Annotated in this window: 19 protein-coding genes; 18 read left to right on the top strand and 1 reads right to left on the bottom strand. The window is 66.8% G+C overall.

Annotated features, from left to right (window positions below; all coding sequences use genetic code 11):
* The first annotated feature begins 50 nt into the window (after positions 1–50).
* The 18 genes from MOV80_RS14665 (at position 51) to MOV80_RS14750 (ending at position 21,561) form a co-directional block, all read left to right on the top strand.
* Entirely contained in the window at positions 51–1,094 is a 1,044-nt protein-coding gene (locus tag MOV80_RS14665) for a HoxN/HupN/NixA family nickel/cobalt transporter (protein ID WP_081574597.1), read from the top strand.
* Positions 1,091–1,420, top strand: coding sequence for a ferredoxin (locus tag MOV80_RS14670; protein WP_118267670.1), 330 nt, complete (start codon positions 1,091–1,093; stop codon positions 1,418–1,420). The genes MOV80_RS14665 and MOV80_RS14670 overlap by 4 nt, the downstream gene beginning before the upstream one ends.
* Positions 1,417–5,499: a cobaltochelatase subunit CobN gene (locus MOV80_RS14675; RefSeq protein WP_118267672.1), complete on the top strand. Its 4,083-nt coding sequence runs from the start codon at positions 1,417–1,419 to the stop codon at positions 5,497–5,499. The genes MOV80_RS14670 and MOV80_RS14675 overlap by 4 nt, the downstream gene beginning before the upstream one ends.
* Before the next feature lie 134 nt (positions 5,500–5,633).
* Positions 5,634–7,544 (top strand): putative cobaltochelatase, encoded by a 1,911-nt coding sequence (locus MOV80_RS14680; protein ID WP_118267674.1) that lies wholly within the window; start codon positions 5,634–5,636, stop codon positions 7,542–7,544.
* Between the two features lies 1 nt (position 7,545).
* Complete coding sequence (gene cobA / locus MOV80_RS14685; protein ID WP_240333910.1) at positions 7,546–8,391, top strand: uroporphyrinogen-III C-methyltransferase; 846 nt, start codon at positions 7,546–7,548, stop codon at positions 8,389–8,391.
* A gap of 40 nt (positions 8,392–8,431) precedes the next feature.
* Positions 8,432–9,133 (top strand): cobalt-precorrin-7 (C(5))-methyltransferase, encoded by a 702-nt coding sequence (locus MOV80_RS14690; RefSeq protein ID WP_043593185.1) that lies wholly within the window; start codon positions 8,432–8,434, stop codon positions 9,131–9,133.
* Positions 9,130–10,695, top strand: a complete 1,566-nt coding sequence (locus MOV80_RS14695) for a precorrin-8X methylmutase (RefSeq protein ID WP_043593188.1) — start codon at positions 9,130–9,132, stop codon at positions 10,693–10,695. Before MOV80_RS14690 ends, MOV80_RS14695 begins: the two co-directional genes overlap by 4 nt.
* Positions 10,696–10,700: 5 nt before the next feature.
* Positions 10,701–11,825 (top strand): cobalt-precorrin-5B (C(1))-methyltransferase CbiD, encoded by a 1,125-nt coding sequence (cbiD, locus tag MOV80_RS14700; protein WP_240333924.1) that lies wholly within the window; start codon positions 10,701–10,703, stop codon positions 11,823–11,825.
* Positions 11,822–12,550, top strand: coding sequence for a precorrin-2 C(20)-methyltransferase (gene cobI / locus MOV80_RS14705; RefSeq protein ID WP_019100225.1), 729 nt, complete (start codon positions 11,822–11,824; stop codon positions 12,548–12,550). The genes cbiD and cobI overlap by 4 nt, the downstream gene beginning before the upstream one ends.
* On the top strand, positions 12,547–13,350 hold the full coding sequence (gene cobM, locus MOV80_RS14710) for a precorrin-4 C(11)-methyltransferase (protein ID WP_107731860.1): 804 nt from the start codon (positions 12,547–12,549) through the stop codon (positions 13,348–13,350). Before cobI ends, cobM begins: the two co-directional genes overlap by 4 nt.
* Positions 13,347–14,090: a cobalamin biosynthesis protein gene (locus MOV80_RS14715; protein ID WP_118267676.1), complete on the top strand. Its 744-nt coding sequence runs from the start codon at positions 13,347–13,349 to the stop codon at positions 14,088–14,090. The genes cobM and MOV80_RS14715 overlap by 4 nt, the downstream gene beginning before the upstream one ends.
* A gap of 106 nt (positions 14,091–14,196) precedes the next feature.
* Entirely contained in the window at positions 14,197–15,753 is a 1,557-nt protein-coding gene (cobJ, locus tag MOV80_RS14720) for a precorrin-3B C(17)-methyltransferase (protein WP_232060579.1), read from the top strand.
* Positions 15,750–16,856 (top strand): GTP-binding protein, encoded by a 1,107-nt coding sequence (locus tag MOV80_RS14725; protein WP_019104127.1) that lies wholly within the window; start codon positions 15,750–15,752, stop codon positions 16,854–16,856. The genes cobJ and MOV80_RS14725 overlap by 4 nt, the downstream gene beginning before the upstream one ends.
* 3 nt (positions 16,857–16,859) lie before the next feature.
* A complete protein-coding gene (locus MOV80_RS14730) occupies positions 16,860–17,651 on the top strand; it encodes an ABC transporter ATP-binding protein (protein ID WP_019104128.1) in 792 nt (263 codons plus the stop codon).
* Entirely contained in the window at positions 17,648–18,616 is a 969-nt protein-coding gene (locus MOV80_RS14735; RefSeq protein ID WP_118267678.1) for an ABC transporter substrate-binding protein, read from the top strand. Before MOV80_RS14730 ends, MOV80_RS14735 begins: the two co-directional genes overlap by 4 nt.
* The gene (locus tag MOV80_RS14740) at positions 18,613–19,635 is read left to right on the top strand and encodes an iron ABC transporter permease (protein ID WP_019104130.1); all 1,023 of its coding nucleotides are present in this window, start codon (positions 18,613–18,615) and stop codon (positions 19,633–19,635) included. The genes MOV80_RS14735 and MOV80_RS14740 overlap by 4 nt, the downstream gene beginning before the upstream one ends.
* A 31-nt stretch (positions 19,636–19,666) precedes the next feature.
* The gene (cobO, locus tag MOV80_RS14745) at positions 19,667–20,269 is read left to right on the top strand and encodes a cob(I)yrinic acid a,c-diamide adenosyltransferase (protein WP_019104131.1); all 603 of its coding nucleotides are present in this window, start codon (positions 19,667–19,669) and stop codon (positions 20,267–20,269) included.
* Positions 20,269–21,561 carry a cobyrinate a,c-diamide synthase gene (locus tag MOV80_RS14750; protein ID WP_043593198.1) on the top strand — a complete coding sequence of 431 codons (1,293 nt, stop codon included), beginning with the start codon at positions 20,269–20,271 and terminating at the stop codon, positions 21,559–21,561. The genes cobO and MOV80_RS14750 overlap by 1 nt, the downstream gene beginning before the upstream one ends.
* A gap of 76 nt (positions 21,562–21,637) precedes the next feature.
* On the opposite strand, the gene MOV80_RS14755 is transcribed toward MOV80_RS14750, so the two are convergent.
* Complete coding sequence (locus MOV80_RS14755) at positions 21,638–23,398, bottom strand: EAL domain-containing protein (protein WP_107731857.1); 1,761 nt, start codon at positions 23,396–23,398, stop codon at positions 21,638–21,640.
* Position 23,399: the final 1 nt, after the last annotated feature.

The raw sequence follows: 23,399 nt of genomic DNA on the forward strand, positions 1-23,399 counted from the left end.
CGGCGACCTGTGCCCTCGTTTGCTCGACGAAAATCGTCTCCGAGGGCACCATGCATTCATCCACCGCGCCGTCCGCCGGCCGCCTGGCGCAGCACGCGCCGATACTCGTCGGGCTAATCCTGACCAATCTACTGGCCTGGGCCTGGGCTTTGACAGCCTTCGCCGATCACCCGGCCCAACTCGCCACCGCCCTGCTCGCCTATCTGTTCGGCCTGCGTCACGCGGTGGACGCCGATCACATCGCCGCCATCGACAACACCGTGCGCAAGCTGATGCAGGAAGGCCGCCGGCCATCCGCGGTGGGCCTGTTCTTTTCCCTGGGGCACTCGGCGGTGGTCGTCATCGCCGTCGCCCTGATCGTATTCGCCGCCAGCGCGCTGCAAAGCCGCGTAGCCGGTTTCAAGGAGATAGGCGGCGTCATCGGCACCAGCGTGTCGGCCTTCTTTCTGCTGACGCTGGCACTGATCAATCTGTCCTCCTTGCGCGCGGTATGGGGTGCCTTCCGCCGCGCCCACGCCGGCGAAGCCATCTGCGACGAGCAGCTGAATCTGCTGCTGAACAACCGCGGCCTGATCGCGCGCCTGCTCAAGCCGCTGTTTCGCATGGTGACCAAGAGCTGGCATATGTTGCCCATCGGCTTTTTGTTCGGCCTGGGTTTCGACACCGCCACCGAGATCGGCCTGTTCGCCATCGCCACCTCGCAAAGCGCCAACGGCGTGGCGCTGTGGCACATCATGGTTTTTCCGGCGCTGTTCGCGGCCGGCATGGCGCTGGTGGACACGCTGGACAGCATGATGATGGTGGAAGTCTACGGCTGGGCCTTCGTCAATCCGGTGCGCAAGCTCTGGTACAACCTGACCATCACCTTCGTCTCCGTCGTCGTCGCGGTGGGCATCGGCGGGCTGGAAGGACTGGGCCTGCTGGCGGACAAGCTGCAACTCAGCGGCGGCTTCTGGGGCCTGATCTCAGCGCTCAACGACGATCTGGCCCATTTCGGCTATTTCGTCATCGGCGTGTTCCTGCTGACTTGGCTTGCCTCCGCCGCCATTTATAAATGGAAGCGCTTCGACCAACTGACGCCGGAGGCGCGATGAGAACCCACGACAAACACGTGCTGATGTGTACCGGCCCGCGTTGCACGCCGGACGGTCAAGGCTCGGAAGCGATGTTCCTGCACCTGGGGCGCAGCATAGACGCCTGCGAGGGCCTGCGCGCCAAGCGCACCCGCAGCCACTGCTTCGCGGTATGCAAGGAAGGCCCGGTGATGGTGGTCTACCCGGACGGCGTCTGGTACCGCAAGGTGAGCGAAACCGATATCGAGCGCATCGTCTGCCAACATTTAAAGGACGGCGTCCCGGTTGAGGAGTTAGTGTTCCATAAAACCGGCATCGGCGATATCGAAACGGAGGCGCAGCCATGAGCGCCGAAATCGCACTGTTGAGCCACGCCGGCACCGACCTCGCCGCGCTGTTGCGCGCGCGCTGGCCGGACGATTTTCCCGCCGTCGCCGGTATCTCGCTGCAAGGCATCGCCGACGAAGCCGCGATGCGGGTACTGCTGGACGGCCAGCTTGCCAACGCCCGCGCCATCGTGCTGCGCGTGCTGGGCCGCGCCGACGCGATACCCGGCCTGGGCCTGTTGCTGGCTCACGCCCGGCGGCTACAGACCGCGGTCATCGTGGTCAGCGGCACCGGCGAGCCGGACCCGGAGTTGCAAGCCTTGTGTAGCGCGCCGGTATCGTTGCAGCAAGACGTCCACGCCTATCTGCAGGCCGGCGGCAGCTCCAACCTGGGCGAGTTGATGCGCTGCCTGGCCGACAGGCTGCTGCTGACCGGCTTCGGCTACCAGAGCCCGCAGCCGCTGCCCGAGCACGGCATTTACCACCCGGAGCTGGCCGCGCCCTGCTCGCTCGACGATTGGCTTGAAATCCGCAATCCGGACTGGCCTAGCGTGGGCCTGTGCTTCTACCGCGCCCACTGGCTGTCCGGCAACACCCGCTTCATCGACCTGCTGGTGGACTGCCTGGCCGAGCGCGGCGTCAACGCGCTGCCGGTGTTCACCTTGTCTCTGCGCACGATAGAAAAAAATGGCCTGCCGGCGGCGCTGGCGCTATTGGCCGATCCGCGCGCGAATGTTTCGCTGCTGATCAACACCACCTCGTTCGCGATGGGCGACATCAACAACGATGGCCCCACCCAGCCTGGCTGGGCGGTGGAAGCGTCGGACCAGCTCGACCTGCCGGTGCTGCAGGCCATCACCAGCAGCATGACCCGCGAACAGTGGGAAGCGTCCGACCGCGGCTTCAATCCGCTGGACACCGCGATGAACGTGGCGCTGCCGGAATTCGACGGCCGCATCATCGGCGTGCCGCTGAGCTTCAAGCAGCCGGCGGAAGCAGGACAAGCCGAGCAATACGCGCCGCTGCCGGACCGCGCCCGCCGCCTGGCCGGCATCGCCGCGCGGCTGGCGCGGCTGCGCCATGTGGAAAACGCCGACAAGCGCATCGCCTTCATCTTCACCAACTCCAACAGCAAGGCCTCGCAGATAGGCAATGCGGTGGGCCTGGACTCGCCGGCGTCGCTGTACGCGATGCTGCATGGCATGCAGGGCCGTGGCTATCAAATGGACCCGCTGCCGCCGGACAGCAACGCGCTCATGCACGAACTGATAGACCGCGGCGCTTACGACCAGGACTACCTGAGCGCCGAGCAGATGAAAAACGCCGCCGCCCGCGTGCCGGCCCAGCGTTATCAAGCCTGGTTCGACGAACTGCCGGACGCGCTGCGCGACAAGATGCTGCAGCGCTGGGGCCAGCCGCCGGGCGGCGCCTACGTCGACGGCGACGAACTGGTGTTTTCCGGCCTGGATTACGGCAATGTCTTCGTCGCGTTGCAGCCGCCGCGCGGCTACGGCATGGACCCGGACGCCATCTACCACACCCCGGACCTGCCGCCCACCCACCACTACTACGCGCTGTACCGCTGGCTGCGCGACGATTGGCGGGCAGACGCCATCGTCCACGTCGGCAAGCACGGCACGCTGGAATGGCTGCCGGGCAAGGGCGTGGGCCTGTCGCAGCACTGCTTCCCGGATGCCTTATTGGGCGACATGCCGCTGTTCTACCCTTTCATCATCAACGATCCGGGCGAAGGCTCGCAGGCCAAGCGCCGCGGCCACGCGGTGATCATCGACCACCTGACGCCGACGATGACCACCGCCGACAGCTACGGCCCGCTGGCGCAGCTGACCCAGTTGGTGGACGAGTACTATCAGGTGGAGCTGCTGGACCCGAACAAGCTGCCGCTGTTGCAGCAGCAGATCTGGGATCTGATCAAGGAAGCCAAGCTCGACACCGACCTGGCGGCGATGCTCAAGCATGACCATGATTCCGGGCATGAGCACGATCATGGCCATGACCATCATCACGGCCACGATCACCCGCATAGCGGCCACCTGCACGCGCCCGCCGCTGTCCACGGCAAGTACCGGCCGCAGGCCGCCAAGCCGGCGATGGTTGTAAAACCTGCCGCCGCGACGAAATACCGCCCGGCCAAGGCCGCGCACGCCCACGATCATGGGTGCCATCACCACCACGATCATGATCATCACGTCCACAGCCACGATCACCACGACCATGACCATGACTGGGACGACACGCTGAACGAAGACGGCGTGCCCTTGAGCCTGGCCAAGATGGACGGCGTGGACGTCGCCCACCTGATCGAGGATATCGACGGCTATCTGTGCGAGCTGGGCGCGGCGCAGATCCGCGATGGCTTGCACGTGCTGGGCAACGCGCCGCAGGGCGAAGCGCTGATCGACATGCTGCTGGCGCTGACCCGTCTGCCCAACCTCGGCATCCCCGGCCTGCCCGCCAGCGTGGCGGCGGCCTGCGGCGGCGATTGGCCGGTATGGCAGCAAGACCAGGGCAAGCGCCTCGCTGAGACGCCCGCCGCCTTGCAGGCCTTGGCCGGCCAAGCGCTGGTCACCCGCGCCGATGCGCACGACGCGGTGCTGAAGCTGTCGCGCGCGCTGATCGCCGAGCTGGCCGCGCGCGGCTACGACGCGGCCGCGGTGCCGGCCGCCGTCGCCGCCGTTCTGCCCGGCGTCGAGCCTTGTGCGGAACTGGAACAGGTGCTGAGCTTCATCTGCGCCGAGCTGTGCTCCAAGCTGGCCCGCACCGCCGAGGAGATAGACAATCTCTTGCGCGGCCTGGAGGGCGGCTACGTGCCGGCCGGCCCCAGCGGCGCGCCCACGCGCGGCATGGCCCACACCCTGCCCACCGGCCGCAATTTCTATTCGGTGGACCCGCGCAGCCTGCCGTCCAACGCCGCCTGGCGCATAGGCGACGGCCTGGCCCGCGAAATGCTTGCCCGCCATCTGAAGGAAACCGGCCAGTATCCGGAGTCGGTGGCCATCAGCGTGTGGGGCACCAGTGCGATGCGCACCCACGGCGACGACATCGCCGAAATCCTGTCCCTGCTCGGCGTCAAGCCGCGCTGGCAGCAGGAAAGCCGCCGCGTGCAGGGCCTGGAAGTGATCCCCTTGGCCGAGCTGGGCCGGCCGCGCATCGACGTCACCGTGCGCATCAGCGGCTTCTTCCGCGACGCCTTCCCGCACCTGATTTCGCTGATCGACGAGGCGGTGCACACCGTGGCGCGGCTGGATGAGCCGGTGGAGCAGAACTTCCTTCGCAAGCACTATCTGGCCGACCTGAAGAACGAACTGCTGGGCAAATTGCCCGACGCCGACGCGCAATCGCTGTACCGCGTATTCGGGGCGAAACCAGGCAGCTACGGCGCCGGCATCCTGCCGCTGATCAACGAGCAGAACTGGCAGAACGACGCCGACTTCGCCACCGCCTACGTCAACTGGGGCGGCTACGCCTACGGCCGCGCGGCCAACGGCGCCGACGCCCGCGACGCGCTGCGCCATCGGCTGGCCGGTGTGGAAGTCGCCCTGCACAACCAGGACAACCGCGAACACGACATCTTCGACAGCGACGACTACCTGCAATACCACGGCGGGATGATCGCGACGATACGCAGCCTCAGCGGTCGCCAGCCGCGCGCCTTCTTCGGCGACAGCCACAATCCGGAGCTGCCTGCGGTGCGCGGGCTGAAGGAGGAAGTGCTGCGCGTGTTCCGTTCACGGGTGGCCAACCCGAAGTGGATAGCCGGCATCCAGAAGCACGGCTACAAGGGCGCGCTGGAGCTGACCGCCACTGTCGACTACCTGTTCGGCTACGACGCCACCGCCCAGGTGGTGGACGACTGGGTCTACGAGCAGCTGGCGCAAAGCTACGCGCTGGACCCGGCGATGCAGCAGTTCTTCGCAGACAGCAATCCGTGGGCGCTGAACGCCATCACCGACCGCCTGCTGGAAGCCGCGCAGCGTCAGCTGTGGGCGGAGCCGGATCCCGACACCCTGGCCGCGCTCAAGCAGCTGCACCTGGATAGCGAAGCGCTGCTGGAAGCGCGCGGAGAAAACAAGCCTTGATACCCAAAAACACAATGAGCCACGGAAACACACGGAACGCACGGAAATGAACAGCGGAAAAAGCCACCGCCTCCCTCTGTGTCGCCTCCGTCCGTGTATTTCCGTGCGCGTCCGTGGCAAATGAGGTTTTTAGAATGACGCCGATCTACCCCTTCGCCGCCATCGTCGGCCAAGAGCAACTGAAGCAGGCGCTGCTAATCTGCGCGGTGGACCCGACGGTCGGCGGCGTGCTGGTCCGTGGCGACAAAGGCAGCGCCAAGAGCACCGCCGCGCGCGGCCTCGCCGCTGTGCTGCCGCCCATCCGCCGCGCCGCCGGTTGCGGCTACAACTGCGAGCCGGACCATCCATTATCGCTATGCCCGGTGTGTTCCGGCGACGCGCGCGCGCTGCATGACGGCCCGGTGCCCTTCATCAACCTGCCGCTGGGCGCCACCGAGGACCGGGTTCTGGGCAGCCTGGACTTCGAAAAAGCGCTGCAAGGCGGCAAGCAAGCGTTCAAGCCCGGCCTGCTGGCAGCAGCCCACCGCGGCATGCTCTACATCGACGAGGTCAACCTCTTGGCCGACCACCTGGTGGACGTACTGCTGGACGCCGCCGCGATGGGCGTCAACACAGTGGAGCGCGAGGGCCTGGCGGTCAGCCACCCGGCGCGGGTGACGCTACTGGGCACCATGAACCAGGAAGAAGGCGATCTGCGGCCGCAGTTGCTGGACCGCTTCGGCCTGATGGTGGATGTGGCCGCGCCGCGCGAGCCTCGCCAGCGCGCCGAAGTGGTGCGTCGCCGTCTGGCATTCGAAGCCGACCCGGCCGGCTTCGCCGCCCAGTGGCAAAGCGACAGCGAGGCGCTGCGCGCCAATATCGCCGCCGCGCGCGCCTTGCTGCCTCAAACCCGGCTTAGCGATCAGCTATTTCACTTCGTCAGCGAGTTGTGCTGCGAATTCGAAGTCAGCAGCCTGCGCGCCGACATCGTGCTGAACAAGGCCGCCCGCGCGCTGGCGGCGCTGGACGGCCGCGCCGACGCCTCCGCCGAGGATGTCCGCGACGCCGCCCGGCTGGTGCTGCCGCACCGCCGCCGCAGCAAGCCGTTCGAACAGAGCGGGCTGGACCAGGACAAGCTGGAACAGATGACGCGGCAGGCGTCCAACCCACCGCCGCCTCCTTCTCCGCAGGAACAGAATCACACCCAACCGCCGCCGGACGCCGACGACGAGCAGGAGCCGAGGCCTAGCGGCCATGGTTCGGAACAGATTTTCGCCGCCGCGCCGGCTGGCGACATCGCCCGCATCCGCGTGCAGGCACCCTCCTCCGGCGACGCCGCCGGCCGCCGCAGCGACGGCGCCAGCCGCCAGCGCGGCCACTATGTGCGCGCCGAGGCCAATCCGCAGCCGGCCCAGCTGGCGGTGGACGCCACGCTGCGCCACGCGCTGCTGCGCGATCCCAACAACTTCGCGGTCACCCGCGCCGACCTGCACGACAAGGTCCGCGTCGCCAAGCAGGGAAATCTGATCCTGCTGGTGGTCGACGCGTCGGGATCGATGGCCGCGCGCCAGCGGATGGAACAGGTCAAGGGCACGGTGCTGAGCCTGCTGGAAGACGCCTACCGCCGCCGCGACCAGGTGGCGCTGATCGCCTTCCGCGGCCAAAAGGCGGAACTGCTGCTGCCGCCGTGCAACCGCGTCGAACAGGCCGAGCGGGCGCTGCGCGAGCTGCCCACCGGCGGCCGCACTCCGCTGGCCCACGCGCTGGCATTGGCGGCCGACACGCTGTCCCGCCAGCTGGGCGGCCCGGCGCCGCTGTTGGTTGTCCTGAGCGACGGCCGCGCCAATGTGGCGCTGGACGGAGACGGCGACCCGTGGCGGCAGGCGCTGGACCTGGCCGGCCAACTGGCCGGCGCGCCGGCGTTGGTGCTGGACACCGAGCAGGACTTCGTCCGCCTGGGCCGCGCCCGCGAGCTGGCCGAGGCGCTGGGCGCCGAATACCTGGCTTGTGACGCCCTCAGCGGCGAGCAGCTGACATTGACGATTCGACAAAGACTGGGCAGCTGAGATGACGGGCAAGGTTTATCTGATAGGCGCCGGCCCCGGCGACCTGGACATGCTGACGCTGAAGGCCGCGCGCTGCCTGCAGCTGGCCGATGTGGCGCTGGTGGACGATCTGGTGCATCCGGATATCCGCGCCATGCTGCGGCCGGACGCTGAAATCGTGCCGGTGGGCAAGCGCGGCGGCTGCCCGTCGGCGTCGCAAGCGGCCATCGAGCAGCGCATGGTTGACGAAGCCCGCGCCGGCCGCATCGTCGCGCGGATCAAGGGCGGCGACCCCTTCGTCTTCGGCCGCGGCGGCGAGGAAATGCTGACGCTGCGCGTCGCCGGCGTCGAGGTGGAGATCGTCAACGGCCTCAGCGCCGGCCTGGCGGTGCCGGCCACGCTGGGCATTCCGCTGACCCACCGCAGCTTCGTTCACGGCGTCACTTTTGTCTCCGGCCACCCGCGCCAGGACGGCGACGAGCCCAACTGGCAGGCGCTGGCGCAAAGCGGCATGACGCTGGTGATTTATATGGGCGTCAAGCGGCTGCCTTTGATCCGCGCCGAGCTGCTGCGCCACGGCCTCGCAGCCGACACCCCGGCGGCGGCGATAGAAAACGGCACCCTGCCGCAGCAGCGCCAGGTGCTGAGCACCCTGGACGCTTTGGAACAAGACATGAGCGCGGCCGGCATCCACAGCCCGGCGCTGATCGTCATCGGACCCACGGTGGCGCTGGCGTCCTGTAGCCCTTTAGCCTGCGAACGCAGCGAGGTTCCCTTGCAGGGCAAGGGCGGGGGATTGGGAATGAGTCCAAGTGGCTGCCGACTGAACTCGCACAGTGAAGAGGCCCGGCTTTGCCGGGTCCTGTAGAACAGAATCGAATGACTACATTGCAGCCAAAGGAATACGCATGATCATCTGCATAGGCGCCGGCCCCGGCGACATCGGCTACCTGCCGCAGCGCTCGGCCCAACTGATACGCGAGGCCGACGTGGTGGCCGGCTTCAACGCGGTGGTGGACGTTGTGCGCCCGCTGATCCCGGACAACGCCGAAGTGATACAGATGGGCTACCGCGACCAGGTGGCCCAGCTGGACATCGTCGCCGCGCGTCATCACGCCGGCAAGAAGTGCGTGGTGGTGTTCATGGGCGACATCCACTTCAGCGGCTTCCAGTACCTGGAGCGGGTGGAGCGCGCCTGCGGCCATCCGGTGGAAACGATACCCGGCATCTCCTCGGCGCAGATCCTGGCCTCGCGCGGCAAGGTGTGCTTCGACGAGACCAGCTTCATCACCTTCCACCGCCGCGGCGATCTGACCCCGTTCAAGCGCCACCTGGTGCACGTGCTGCAGGACGGCCGCAACGCCATCGTGATCCCCTGCCCGTGGGACGAGGCGCGCTCCTTCATGCCCTGGCACATCGCCGCCTACCTGCTGGAAAACGGCATCCCGGCCGGCCAGCAGGTGGAAGTATGGGAAAACCTGACCCGCAACGAGGCGGAATGGCGCGGTACGCTGGCCGAGTGCGCCGAGCAGCGCTTCTCCGACATGAGCATCATGCTGATCCGCACGCTCGCGCCGATGGACAGCCAGATCGAGCCGACCCACAAATGAGCAAGCAAGACTACGCCATCGTGCTGGCCGGCCACGGCAGCCGCGATCCGGACGGGGTGAACGAATTCATGCAGCTGGTGGACGCGCTGAAGGCGCGCGCCGGCGAGCGCCCGGTGGCCCATGGTTTTCTGGAGTTCGCCCGCCCGACGATAGACGAGGCGGTGGACCAAGTGATCGCCGCCGGCGCCAAAACCGTGGTGATGGTGCCCGGCGTGCTGTTGGCCGCCACCCACGCCAAGAACGACATGCCCAGCGAGCTGTTGGCGCTGCAGCAGGCGCATCCCGGCGTGACTTTCCACTTCGGCGCGGCGCTGGACCTGCATCCGCGGCTGCTGGCGCTGTGCCGCCAGCGCATCGTCCAGGCCGAGGCCGCGTCGCCGCAGACCGTGTCGCGCAATGACGCCTGTCTGGTGGTGGTGGGCCGCGGCACCACGGATCCGGACGCCAATTCCGAAATCTCCAAGCTTGCGCGGATGCTGGAAGAAGGACTGGGCTTCGCCGCGTCTTTCACTTGCTATTCCGGCACCGCCAAGCCGCTGGTGGCCGACGGCCTGCGCGCCGCCGCGCTGCTGGGCTACCGCCGCATCGTGGTGCTGCCCTACTTCCTGTTCGACGGCGTGCTGGTCAAGCGCATCTACGGCGCGACGGCGGACCTGGCGGCGCGTTATCCGGAAATCGAGGTGCTCAGCGCCGGTTATCTCGGCCCGGACCCGCAAGTGGCCGAGGTATTCCTGGAGCGCGCGCAGGAAGGCGTGGAAGGCCGCGCCGCGATGAACTGCGCGCTGTGCAAATACCGGGTGCAGATCGTCGGTTTCGAACAGCAAGTGGGCGAGCCGCAGCGCGGCCACCACGGCAAGGTGCGCGGCCTGCTGGAGCGCGAGCCTGCCGCCAATCAGCCGCCGGCCTGGAAACGCTACACCCCGCATCCTATCGAAGCGGAAAGCATGCGCATCATCGACGAAGGCCGCGACTGGTCGGCCTTCCCCGCCGAGCAGCGCACCGCGCTGATGCGGCTGGTGCACACCACCGGCGACTTCAACAGCGTGGACGACCTGTTCTTCTCGGCCGGCGCCTGCGAAACCGGCATGCGCGCGCTGCTGCGCTGCCGCCGCGTGGTCACCGACGTCACCATGGTGGAAACCGGTCTGAAGCGCGAAGTGCTGCGCCAGCTGGAAGTGGAAACCTGGTGCGGCGTGCACGACGAGGAAACCCGGCTGCTGGCCGAGGCCAGCGGCATCACCCGCTCCGCCGCCGGCATCCGCCGCGCCTGGCAGAAGTTCGGCAACGACTGCGTGGTGGCGATAGGCGACGCGCCGACCGCCATCCGCGAAGTGGTGCGGCTGGTGCGCGATCACGGCTGGCGGCCGCAACTGGTGGTGGGCCTGCCGGTGGGTTTCGTCGGCACCCGCGAATGCAAGGAAGAGCTGCGCGCGCTGCTGCAAGTGCCGCGCATCACCAACCGCGGCACCCGCGGCGGCTCGCCATGGGCGGCCACCGTGGTCAACGCGCTGATGATAGACGCGATCGAACACGTCCATCAGCAGCAACAGCAGGAAGTCTGAACCCGGTGCGCCAGCCTTACGACCTCGCCGCTCCCGCCCCCAACGGCATGCGCCGCGGCCGCACCACCGGCAGCTGCGCCACCGCCGCCGCCAAGGCGGCGCTGCTGATGCTGCTGGACGGCGTGGACGCCGACGAGGTCTTCATCAGCCTGCCGGATCCGGACTTTTACCTGGCGGTGCCGGTGCAAAGCGTGGCCTGGCTGGACGCGGACACCGTCCGAGCCGAGGTGCTGAAGTACGCCGGCGACGACCCCGACAACACCGACGGCGCAACGATCTTCGCCGAGGTGAGGCTAAACCACAGCGGCGCGCTGCGCTTCCTGGCCGCGGCCGGCGTCGGCATGGTCACCCAACCCGGCCTGCGCATCCCGCCCGGCGAGCCGGCGATCAATCCGGTGCCCAGGCGGATGATGCGGATGGCGGTGGAAGAGGCACTGGCCGGCCGGCCCGATCCGGGCTTCGACCTGGCGATAGGCTGCGTAGACGGCGACAAGATCGCCAAACGCACCTTCAACCCGATGCTGGGCATCGTCGGCGGCATCTCGATACTGGGCACCAGCGGCATCGTCGAGCCGATGTCGCAGGCGGCGTGGATCGCGTCGATCGAAGTCTATGTGCGGGTGGCGCTGGGCGAGTGGCCGCCGGCCATCGCCTTCACCCCCGGCAAGATAGGCCGTGGCTACGCCGCCGACACACTGGGGCTGGAGAAAAAACAGGTGGTGCAGATCGCCAACTTCGTCGGCGACTCGCTGGACTTCGCCGAGTCGGTGCTGATCGAACAAGGCCGCATCCTCGACACGCTGTGGGTGCTGGGCCACCCGGGCAAGATCGCCAAACTGCTGGACGGCGTCTGGGACACCCACTCCGGCAAGAGCGGCATGGCGATGGACGCCGTCGCCGGCGTCGCCGCCGAGCTGGGCTATCCGCCCGAGCTGGTGGCGCAAATCAAACAAGCGAATACCGTGGAGAATGTAGTGCAGATCATGAACAGCCAGCCGGACGCGCGCGGCTACTGGATGGAAATAGAACGCCGTACCGCGGCGCTGATGGCGAGCAAGGTGCCCAGCGTGCGGCAGGTGGCGGTGCGCCTGTTCAGCATGGACGGCACCCCGCTGGGAGAGGCGGCATGAAGCAGGGACGATTGATAGGCATAGGCGTCGGCCCCGGCCCGGCCGGCTTGATCCCGGTGGCGGCGCTGGCCGCGCTGCGCGAGGCCGACGTCGTCTACCTGCCGCGCGCCAGCTCCAGTGAAGTATCTGTCGCCCGCCAATGCCTGGCCGGCTTGGAGCTGGACGAAAGCCGCTTCCGCGAGATCGAGTTCGAGATGAATCCGGAGCGCAGCGCGCTGTCGCGCCACTACGGCGCGCTGGCCGAACAACTGGCCGCCGAATTGAAAACCGGCCTGAACGTCGCCTACCTGACCATAGGCGACTCGATGACCTACTCCACTTACGGCTACCTGCTGGCGGCGCTGCGCGAAATGCTGCCGGAACTGCAAACGCAGACTTTCCCCGGCGTCACCAGCTTCGCCGCCACCGCGTCGGCGCTGTCCTGGCCGCTGGGCGAAGGCAAGGAACGCATCCTGATCCTGCCCTGCCCGGACGATATGGAAGCGCTGCGAGCCGACATCGAAAGCCACGACCTCATCGTGCTGATGAAGATAGGCAAGCGGCTGCCGGAGGTGCTGGCGCTATTGAACCAGATGGGCATCGCCCAGCTGTGCGCCTTCGCCCGCCGCATCGGCCTGCCCGGCGAAGTGCTTTGCGCCGATGTCTCGCAACTGAGCACAGACGCCAGCGGCTACCTCGCCACCATGCTGATCCGCAAGACAGCCAGAGAAAGACGCCACTCATGAAAGTCTATTTCATCGGCGCCGGCCCCGGCGCCGCCGACCTGATCACGCTGCGCGGCAGCCGCCTGTTGGGCGCAGCCCCGATGGTGCTGTACGCCGGCTCGCTGGTGCCGGCCGAGATGCTCAGCCACTGCCGCCCTGACGCGGAAATCCACGACACCGCCGAGCTGAATCTGGACCAGCAGGAAGCGCTATACCGCCGCGCCCAGGCCGAGGACAAGGACGTGGCGCGGCTGCATTCCGGCGACCCGGCGATCTACGGCGCCACCAACGAGCAGATGCGCCGGCTGGAAGCGCTGGGCATCGCCTACGAAGTGGTGCCCGGGGTGTCCTCGTTCACCGCCGCCGCCGCCGCATTGGGCAGCGAACTGACCCGGCCCGCGGTATCGCAGTCCATCATCCTGACCCGCACCAGCGGCCGCGCCAGCGCGGTGCCGGAGACGGAATCCATCGCCAGCTTCGCCGCCCACCGCGCGACGATGTGCATCTTCCTGTCCGGTCAGCGGCTGAAGCAGACCGTCGCCGACCTGGCGCTGCACTACCCGCCCACTACCCCGGTGGCGTTGGTGCGCCGCGCCAGCTGGCCGGACCAGTCCGTCCACCGCAGCACGCTGGGCAAGATGCTGGACGAGGTGAAACAGAAGGACTGGCTGCTGACCACGCTGCTCTTGGTCGGCGAGGCGCTGTCGCGCGAAGGCGGCGTCGAATCCAGCCTGTACGCGGCCGGCTTCACCCATATCTTCCGTGACGGCGACGAGCGCAAGATCAAGCGGGCCAGCCTGCGGAAAGAAAAGCAGGCATGAGCCGCGCCGTGTGGCTGGTGCGCGCCGAAGCGCTGCCCTTGGGCCGGAAGCTGGCGGCGGCGCTGGACGCCCAGCTATACCAGCCGTGGCAGCAGCCAAACGCCAGCGGCCGCGAGCAATTCCGAGCCGCCTTCCATGCGCACAGCCATTGGATACTGGTGATGGCCAGCGGCATCGCCGTCCGCTATCTGGACGGCCTGCCGCAAAGCAAATACAGCGACCCGGCGGTGGTAGTGATGGATGAAGCTGCCCGCTTCGCCATCCCGCTGCTGTCCGGCCATGAAGGCGGCGCCAATGCGCTGGCTTACGAAGCGGCGCGGCTGACCGGCGCGGTGCCGGCCGTCACCACCGCCACCGAGGCGATCAAGCCGCTGACGTTGGGCATCGGCTGCCGCCGCGGCAAGAGCGCCGAGGCCATAGCACAAGCCGTGCTGCAAGCCTTGGCCGGCCGGCCGCTGTCCGATGTGCGCGAAGTGGCGACGATAGACCTGAAGGCCGACGAAGCCGGCCTGCTGGCCTTCTGCGCCCGTCACGCGCTGCCGCTGCGCGTCATCGCCCGCGCAGACGTCGCCGCCCGCGGCTGGACCGGCGCGCCGTCGGACTGGGTGCGGCGGAACGTCGGCGTCGACGGCGTGTGCGAACCGTGCGCGCTGATCGCCAGCCCACGGGGGCGGCTGATCGTGCCAAAAACCGCGGTAGATGGGGTGACGGTGGCGGTGGTGGAGGATGCTTCCCTTTGATCGCGCCAGCCCAAATGACATCGACGTCACCCCTAAAAAAACGCCTGCGCAGCAGGCACAAATTGACTTTGACGGCGGAACGCCCCGGCGCAGCCGGAGCTTAACAATGGATGACAAAATGACCGGCAAACTCTACCTCGTCTCGGTCGGCCCCGGCCGCGCCGAGCTGATTCCCGACCTCGCCCGCCAGGCGCTGGCGGCGAGCGATGTGATCGTCTCCTACGATTTTTACCTGACCTGGGTGCAACCGTGGATAACCGGCAAGGACATCCGCACCCTGCCGTTGACCCAGGAACGCGAGCGCGCCCAGCTGGCGCTGGCGGAAGCACGCGCCGGCAAAACCGTCGCCCTGCTGTCCAGCGGCGACATCGGCGTCTATGCGATGGCCACGCTGGCCTACGAGGACATGCTCGAAGACGATGTGTTCGACGTGCAGCTGATTCCCGGCATCACCTCGGCCAATTCCTGCGCGTCCTTGCTCGGCGCGCCGCTGTCGCACGACTTCGCCACGCTGAGCCTGTCCGACCTGCTGTGCCCGTGGGAATGGATTGAAACCCGCGCCCGCCACATCGCCCAGGCCGATCTGGCGGTGGTGTTCTACAACGTGCAGAGCCGCCAGCGCCAGGAAGGCGTCTACCGCATCCTGGACATCATGCTGGAGCACAAGAAACCGGAAACGCTGTGCGGCATCGTCCGCAACGCCTACCGTGAAGACCAGGCGGTGGAAATCGTCACTCTGGCCGAACTGCGGACCCGCCGCTTCGACATGCTGACCAGCATCGTCATCGGCAACCGCTTCACCCGCCGCAAACGGAACTGGATGTTCACTCCGCGCGGCTACTTCAACTGGGACAACACCAGCGACACGGTCAAGGCCGACGCGCTGCCCGCCGGCGCGGCCTGGGTGTTCTCCGGCACCAGCGACGGCAACGCGCTGTCCCGCGCCATCGCCGACGCCGGCCGCGCGGTGGTGGTCAGCAGCGCCAGCGATTACGGCAATGAGCAGGCGCAGCAGGCGGCGCCCGGCGTGGCCACCGTCAGCGGCCGGCTGGGCGTGGAGCGCCGCCGCGAACTGTTGTCCGGCAGCCGGGCCAGCGCCATCGTCGACGCCACCCACCCCTACGCCAGCGAGATGTCGCAGCAACTGATGGCGCTGGCCAAGGAACTGGCCCTGCCCTATCTGCGCTACGAACGCCCGGCCAGCAGCAGCGCGTATCCGCTGATCCGCTGCGCCGACAGCGACGCGGCCGCCAAGCTGGCGCTGACGAAAGGAAAACGTGTTTTCCTCGCCACCGGCAGCAAGGAACTGCACCGCTTCCTCGCCGCCGATGCCGAGAAACAACGGCAATGGTTTGTACGCCTGGCGCCGGACCCGCAGCATTTGCAGCGGGCGCTCGATCTGGGCATCCCGCGCTCGCGCATCTGCGCGATGCAGGGGCCGTTCTCGCAAGCGGCCAACGAGGCGCTGTGGCGCGACTGGGGCATTGACTGCGTGATCAGCAAGGACGGCGGCGAGGCCGGCGGCTTCAACGCCAAGGCCGCCGCCGCGACCGTGCTGGGCATCCCCTTCATCGTGATAGACCGCCCGCAGCTGGACTATCCGCAAACGTTTAGCGACTTTGACGCCGTCTTGGCGGCCCTAGCTAAAGGAGAACCCGCATGAGCGCGCCGCGCCTCCCCGTCACGGTATTGACCGGTTTCCTCGGCGCCGGCAAGACCACGCTGCTGTCCAAGCTGCTGGAAAACAATAAGCAACGCCGGCTGGCCATCCTGGTCAATGAGTTCGGCGAGGTGTCGATAGACGGCGGCCTGTTGCGCGACGCCGACGCCGGCGGCGTGGAAATCCACGACCTCGCCCACGGTCTGGTGGCCTACGACGACGACGCCAACTTCCTGCCCACCATGCTGGCGCTGTGGCAGCGTCGCCAGCAGATCGACCACGTGCTGATCGAAACCTCCGGCCTGGCCTTGCCCAGCGCGGTGATGGCCCAGTTGCAGAGCGAGGCGCTGGCGCCCTATTTCGTGCTGGACGCCACGCTGGCGGTGGTCGACACCCCGCTGCTGCTCGCCGGCCGCTTCTCCCCAGCTGGAGACGGCGGCAAAGCCGACGCGGTGGCGGAGCTGTTCGACCAGCAACTGGGCCACGCCGACATCGTGGTGCTGAACAAGGTAGACGCGCTATCCGCCGACGCGCTGCTGGCGGCGGAGGAAGCCGTGCGCAGGCAAGCGCCGTCGATCCGCTTCATCGAGCTGGCTTATCAAGCCAAGCTGGACACTCGGCTGACGCTGGGCCTGCATCTGCACGAGGCCGCGCCGGCGGCGCACCGCCATTACGGCCCGGTGGCCAGCATGCCGGGGCTCGCGATGCGGCCGCTGGCCAACCAGGCGCTGCTGGACGGCCACAGCCACGGCGGCCAGGCCGCGCACAGCCATGGCCTGTCCACCCACAAGCATTTCCACGAGCAAGACCCGGGCTGGCAATCGTTCATGATCCGCAGCAAAGAGGCGCAAAACGCCGACAAGCTGGCCGCAGCGCTGGAGGTTATCGCCGACGAGGAGCCCCTGCTCAGGATCAAGGGCTTCGCGGCCTGCTCCGAAGGCCCTGGCCGCTTGCTGGCCCAGGGCGTGCGCAAGCGCATCGAGCTAAGCCGCGACGAAACCCTGGCCGCTCCACGCCAGGCTCAGCTCGTGTTCATCGGCTACCACCCCAGCCGCCCACGCGTGCTGGCGTTGCTGCGCGACATCACCGGCGCCCACTGGAGCTAGCCGGTGAGCGCCTTGGAACTATGCGGCCTGGACTGGTCGCCGGACAGCGCGACAGCGCCTGAGGCAAGACTGCTGCACGACATTGCGCTGTCAGTCCGGCCCGGCGAATTCGTCGGCGTCATCGGCCCCAACGGCAGCGGCAAGACCAGTACCTTGCGCTGCGCCTTCCGCTTCAACAAGCCGCTAGCCGGCGAGGCCAGGCTGGACGGCGCCGATATCTGGTCCCAGTCCGCCGCTGCCTTCGCCCGCCGCGTGGCGGTGGTGCTGCAGGAATTTCCCGAGGACTTTGGCCTGACCGTGCGCGAGGTGGCGGACATGGGCCGCATTCCGCACCAATCGCTGCTGCGCGGCGGATCCGCCGCCGATCACGCCATCGTCGACGAGGCGCTGGCCCAGGTGGGTTTGACGGCGCAGCAACGGCAGCCCTTCGCCACGCTGTCCGGAGGCGAGAAGCAACGCGCCTTGTTGGCGCGGGCGCTGGCGCAGCAGCCCGAGCTGCTGATCCTGGACGAACCCACCAATCACCTGGACCTGCGCCACCAGCTATCACTGCTGCGCCTGGTGCGCCGGTTGGGCATCGCCGCCATCGCCACCCTGCACGACCTCAACCTGGCGGCCGCCTTCTGCCACCGCCTGTACGCGCTGAAGGCCGGCCGCATCGTCGCCAGCGGCGTCCCGGAAACCGTCTTGACACCCCGGCTCTTGGCCGAAGTGTTCGGCGTGCGCGCACTGGTGGACCGCCACCCTCAAGCCGGTCATCCCCGCATCACCCTGCTGGAAGAAGAAAGCATATGAAACTTAATCCACCTCTGCTCATCGCCTGCGGCCTGGCCGCGCTGCTGGCCTCTCAAGCTCATGCCAGCACCTATCCGCTGACTATCGATAGTTGCAACCGCAAAGTCACCTTCCAACGCCCGCCTCAGCGCGCGGTCAGCCACGACATCAATCTGACCGAGATGATGGTGGCGCTGGGCCTGCAAAACCGTATGACCGGCTACACCGGCATCAGCGCCTGGAACAAGCTGAACGCACCGTTGAAACAGGCATTGGGCAAGCTGCCAGAGCTGGCCGGCGACTATCCGTCGTCGGAAGCGCTACTGGCCCGCAACGCCGACTTTTTCTTTGCCGGCTGGAACTACGGCCTGCGCGTGGGCGGCCCGGTGACGCCTGCTTCTCTGGCACCCTTGGGCATCAATGTCTACGAGCTCAGTGAATCCTGCGCCCATGTAATGAAACGCCCGGCGGCGAGCCTGGACGATGTCTATCGCGACCTCAACAATCTGGGCCGCATCTTCGACGTGGAGCCGCGTGCGCAAAAAGTGGTGGCCGAGATGCGCGCCAAGGTGGACGGTACCGCCGCCCGCGTCGCCAAGCGCAAGGCCACGCCGTCGGTCTTCGTCTACGACAGCGGCGAGGATCGCCCCTTCAGCGCCGGCAAGCTGGCCATGCCGAGCGCGTTAATCCAAGCCGCAGGCGGCCGCAACATCCTGGGCGACGTCAACGCCAGCTGGACCCGCGTCGACTGGGAAACCGTGGTGGCGCGGAATCCGCAGGTTGTCGTGATCATCGACTACGGCAAGGTCTCCGCCCAGCAGAAGATCGCCTTTCTGCAAAACCATCCGGCGCTGAACAAGATGGCGGCGGTGCGCGACAAACGCTTCATCGTGCTGCCCTACGACAGCGCGACGCCCGGCATCGCCAACGCTGACGCCATCATCGCGCTGGCGCGCGGCTTGCACCCGGAGGCCTTCGCCAAGTGATCCGCTCCGCCGTCAACCATCCATCGGCCTGGCCCTTGCTGAGCATCTTGCTAGCCCTGCTCGCGTTGTCGCTGCCGCTGGCTTCCGGCCTGGGCGCCGCGCCGGTGGAGTTCACTGTCAGTTCCAATGTACTGCTGCACCAGCTGGGCCTGCCGGTGGAACCGGCCTGGCAGCCGGGCCAGGACCTGATCATCTGGCAGCTGCGGCTGCCGCGGGTGTTGCTAGGCGGCATGGTCGGCGCCGGCCTGGCCCTGGTGGGCGCGGCCTTGCAGGCTACCACCCGCAACCAGCTGGCCGACCCCCACCTGCTGGGCGTCAGCTCCGGCGCCACGCTGGGCGCGGTGACGGTGTTGCTATTCAGCGGCAATGTGCTGGGCGGCGCCACCCTGCCGCTAGCCGCCTTCACCGGCGCCTTGCTGGCCACCCTGCTGGTCACCGGCATCGCCGTTCGCCAGCGTCGCTTGCAGGCCGAGCGGTTGTTGCTGGCCGGCGTCGCCGTGTCCTTCCTGCTGATGGCTTTAGCCAATCTGATGCTGTATCTGGGTGATCATCGCTCCGCCTCGGCGGTACTGTTCTGGATGCTGGGCGGTCTAGGCCAGGCGCGCTGGGAGCTGCTGCCGGCGCCGCTGGCCGCGCTGTGCCTGGGCCTGGCAGCCTTGTTGACGGTGGCCAGGCCGCTGAACGCGCTGATGGCCGGCGAGCAGACCGCGGTCACCTTGGGCATACGCGTGACCAGGCTGCGGCTGGCGGTGTTCGCCGCCTCCTCGTTGCTGACCGGCACTATGGTGGCGGTCAGCGGCGCGATAGGTTTTGTCGGCCTGATGATTCCCCACATCGCCCGCCGCTGCGTCGGCGCCGACCACCGCCGCTTGCTGCCTGCCTGCGCACTGCTGGGCGCCTTGTTCCTGATCTGGGTGGACGCCGCCGCGCGCACGGTCATCGCCCCGGAAGACATCCCGGTTGGCGTTGGCACTGCCGCCGTCGGCGGCGCCTTCTTCATCTGGCTGTTGCGCCGCTGACGGCGCGCGCCCCACACTCAAGGACAACACTATGAAAACCGATCCGGCCTCCCACCAGCGCATGACTGAGAAGCGCAAGGCGGGCTTCGAGAAGAAAAAGGCCGCCGCCACCGGCGAAAAAGGTCTGCTCATCGTCAACACCGGCACGGGCAAGGGCAAGAGCAGCGCCGCCTTCGGAATGGGCCTGCGCGCCGTCGGCCACGGCATGCGCCTGGGCGTGGTGCAGTTCATCAAGGGCGCGCTGCACACCGCCGAACGCGACCTGTTGGGCGGCTTCGACAACTGCGACTTCCACACCATGGGCGAAGGCTATACCTGGAATACCCAGGACCGCGAGGCCGACATCGCCACCGCACGCAAGGGCTGGGCGCAGGCGCTGGCGATGATGGAGAGCGAAGACTACGACATGGTGATCCTGGACGAACTGAACGTGGTGCTGAAATACGAATACCTGCCGCTGGACGAAGTGCTGGCCGCCTTCGCCGTCCGGCCGGCGATGCAGCATGTGGTGGTCACCGGCCGCCACGCGCCGGAAGCCTTGCTTGAGGCGGCGGATCTGGTCACCGAAATGCGCTTGGTCAAGCACCCCTACCGCGAGCAAGGCATCAAGGCGCAACGCGGAGTGGAGTTCTGATGACATCGTTGCGCTGCCCGGCACTGTTCCTGACCGCCCCCGCCTCGCACCAGGGCAAGACCACGCTGACGGCGGCGCTGGCCCGCCACCATCGCAATCAGGGACGCCGGGTGCATGTGTTCAAAACCGGGCCGGATTTTCTGGATCCCTATATTCTCGAGCGGGCCAGCGGGCACACCGTCTATGGCCTGGACTTGTGGATGAACGGCGAGGACGATTGCCGCGCCCGCCTTTACAAGGCCGCCGCCGAGGCCGACCTGATCCTGATCGAGGGCAGCATGGGCTTGTTCGACGGCACGCCCAGCAGCGCCGATCTGGCCGCCCTGCTCGGCATCCCGCTGGCGGCGGTGATAGACGCCGCCGGCATGGCGCAGACCTTCGCCGCCGTCGCCCATGGCCTGGCCAGCTTCCGCCCGGGCCTTCGCTTTCATGGCTTCATCGCCAACCACGTCGCCAGCGAGCGCCACGCCGAAATGCTGGCCCAGCAGCTGCCGGCACATCTGCCGCTGCTGGCCGCGCTGCGCCGCGACGAGGCGGTGCGGCTGCCGGAACGCCATCTGGGCCTGGTGCAAGCGCAGGAGATCGCCGATCTCGACGCCCGTCTCGATCTCGCCGCGGCGCAAATCGCCGGCACCACGCTGGCCGAGTTGCCGCCTGCGGTGGCGTTTCCCCCTGTCGTCCAGCCGGGCATGCCGAAACTGCTGGCAGGCCGGCGCATCGCCATCGCCCGCGACGCCGCCTTCGCCTTTGTCTACCCGGCCAATATGGAAACACTAGTCCAACTGGGCGCGGAGCTGGCCTTCTTCTCGCCACTAGCCGACTCCGTGCTGCCTGACTGCGACGCGGTCTACCTGCCTGGGGGCTATCCGGAACTACATCTGGACACGCTGTCCGCCAACACCGCGCTAAAGGCGGGACTACATGGGCATGTGGAAGCCGGCAAGCCCCTGTACGCGGAGTGCGGCGGCATGCTCTATCTGCTGGACCGGCTAACCCGCCGCGATGGCGAGAGCGCGGCGATGCTGGAGTTGCTGCCCGGCCACGCCGTGCTGCAGCCTAGGCTGTGCGGGCTGGGCCTGCAGCAAATGGACTTTCCCGGCGGCGCGCTGCGCGGCCACACTTTCCACTACACTCGGCTGGAAACCAGCCTGGAGCCTGTCGCCCGCGCGACGCGCGCCAGCGGCGCCGGAACCGGCGAGGCGCTGTATCGCCGCGGCAGCCTGCTGGCCAGCTATTTTCACGCCTATTTCCCGTCCAATCCCCTAGCCGCGGCGAGCCTGTTTCTGCAATAAACCTTTGCCCGCAATCCGAAATACGGCTTGGCTGCTCATGCTTGCGCGCAGAACCGCTGCCGCGGCGAACTTACCTTCATGACTTGCCTCGCTCCCACTTCTCTCTCCAGGGCAACACCTTAGCCGCAGGCATCGGCTTTGCAATGCTGTAGCCCTGAGCCAGGTAGCAGCCCAGCCGCATCAAAACTGGCCAATATTTTTTGCGCTCCACGCCTTCAACGATAAAGTTGATGGAACGGCTCTGACAAAACACCGCCATGCACCGTATCAGCGAGGCGTTGAACGAACCCGGCTCCAGTTCCTGCGCAAAAGCCTTGTCCAGTTTGATCTCGGTGATTGGGCAGTTTTTCAGGTAGGTAAAAGATGTGAAACCCGCTCCAAAATCGTCTATCGACAAGGACACGCCCTGAGCATGCAATTGCTCGATCATCAGCTTGGCCTTGACCGGATTGATGACCAGAGCGGTTTCCGTCAGTTCCAGCACCAGTAGCTCGGGTGGAATCTTGTAACTGGCCAAACGCGCCATCACTTCTTCCACAAACCGACCATCTTCCAACATCCGCGCGGAAATATTCACCGCCACCTTGAATGGTTCCCGCAACTGGCTGATCCATATCTGTTGCTGAGACAGCACTAACTCCAGCGTCAGATAAGTAAAACGGCTCAGTAGATTGCAAGACTCCAGCGTGGGCATGAAATCATCGGGATTTACCTGGCCCTGTGCCGGGCTGTTCCATCTGACCAAGGCTTCGAATCCGACCACTTCCTCGGTGTCCAGCCGGACTTTGGGCTGGTAATGCATTTCCAGTTCCTCGTGCTGGATCGCCCGGGTTAGCTGGGTAATCAGGGCTTGCGTGGTTTGTCCCGACTTGGGCCAGGGCTTGTCGTTTTCACCCGCGTACAAGGCCACTGAGCCGAGGTTGCTTTTTGCCTGATACATAGCGATATCTGCGCAGGACAACAGTTGGGCGGGATCGCAGCCATGCTGCGGGCACATCGCCACACCGAAGGAAGCGCCTATCGACAAGGCGTGTTCTCCCACCAGAATCGGCGCATCCAACGTATGCCCCACCTTCTCCGCCAAGGCCAACGCGCACTCCGCTCCATCCACCTCCAGCAGCAAGGCGGCGAATTCATCGCCGCCCAGACGCGCGATGGTGTCCGAACCCCGCAGCAGGCTGGCGAAACGCGCGCCCACTTCCCGCAACACCAAATCGCCTGCCTGGTGGCCCAGTTTATCGTTGACCTCCTTGAAGCGGTCCAGGTCTATCATCAACACGGCAAACGGCAACTGATTGCGAGCGTGCAATGCGCACAACTGTTCCAGACGATCAAGAAACAGATTGCGGTTGGGCAAGTCAGTCAGCGAATCGTACAGGCTGCGGTGCTGCAGCAACTGCTCGGTTTCACGCAGCTTGGTTTGTATCGCCGCCACCCGCACGCCGTCGCTGATGGTTTGGCGCAGCCGGTCCTCGGTCAGTTCGAACTTGGGCAGATATTCGTAGACGCCCAGTTTGATGGCCTCGGCTGCAATGCGCTCATTGCCGGTGCCGGTGACCGCCACGATCAGACAGGATTGATTGCGTTGCTGGATTGAGGGCACCAGTTCGCGGCCGTCGCCGTCGTCCAGTTTGAAATCCAGAAAAACGAAATCAAATAGCTCCCGGCCCAGAAGACTCAAGGCGCTGGCCTTGGAGTCCGCTTCCAGGATTTGCGAACATAAGGCATTTCTATGCAGCAGGCGGATGATGCGCTCGCGGTCGACGTCGTCGTCGTCCACCACCAGCACGCTGACTTGCTGCGGAGCCTCTTGCAGGCATTCGACATCGTCGATCATT

The organism is Chromobacterium sp. IRSSSOUMB001 (assembly GCF_023507765.1).
Lineage (GTDB): Bacteria > Pseudomonadota > Gammaproteobacteria > Burkholderiales > Chromobacteriaceae > Chromobacterium > Chromobacterium haemolyticum.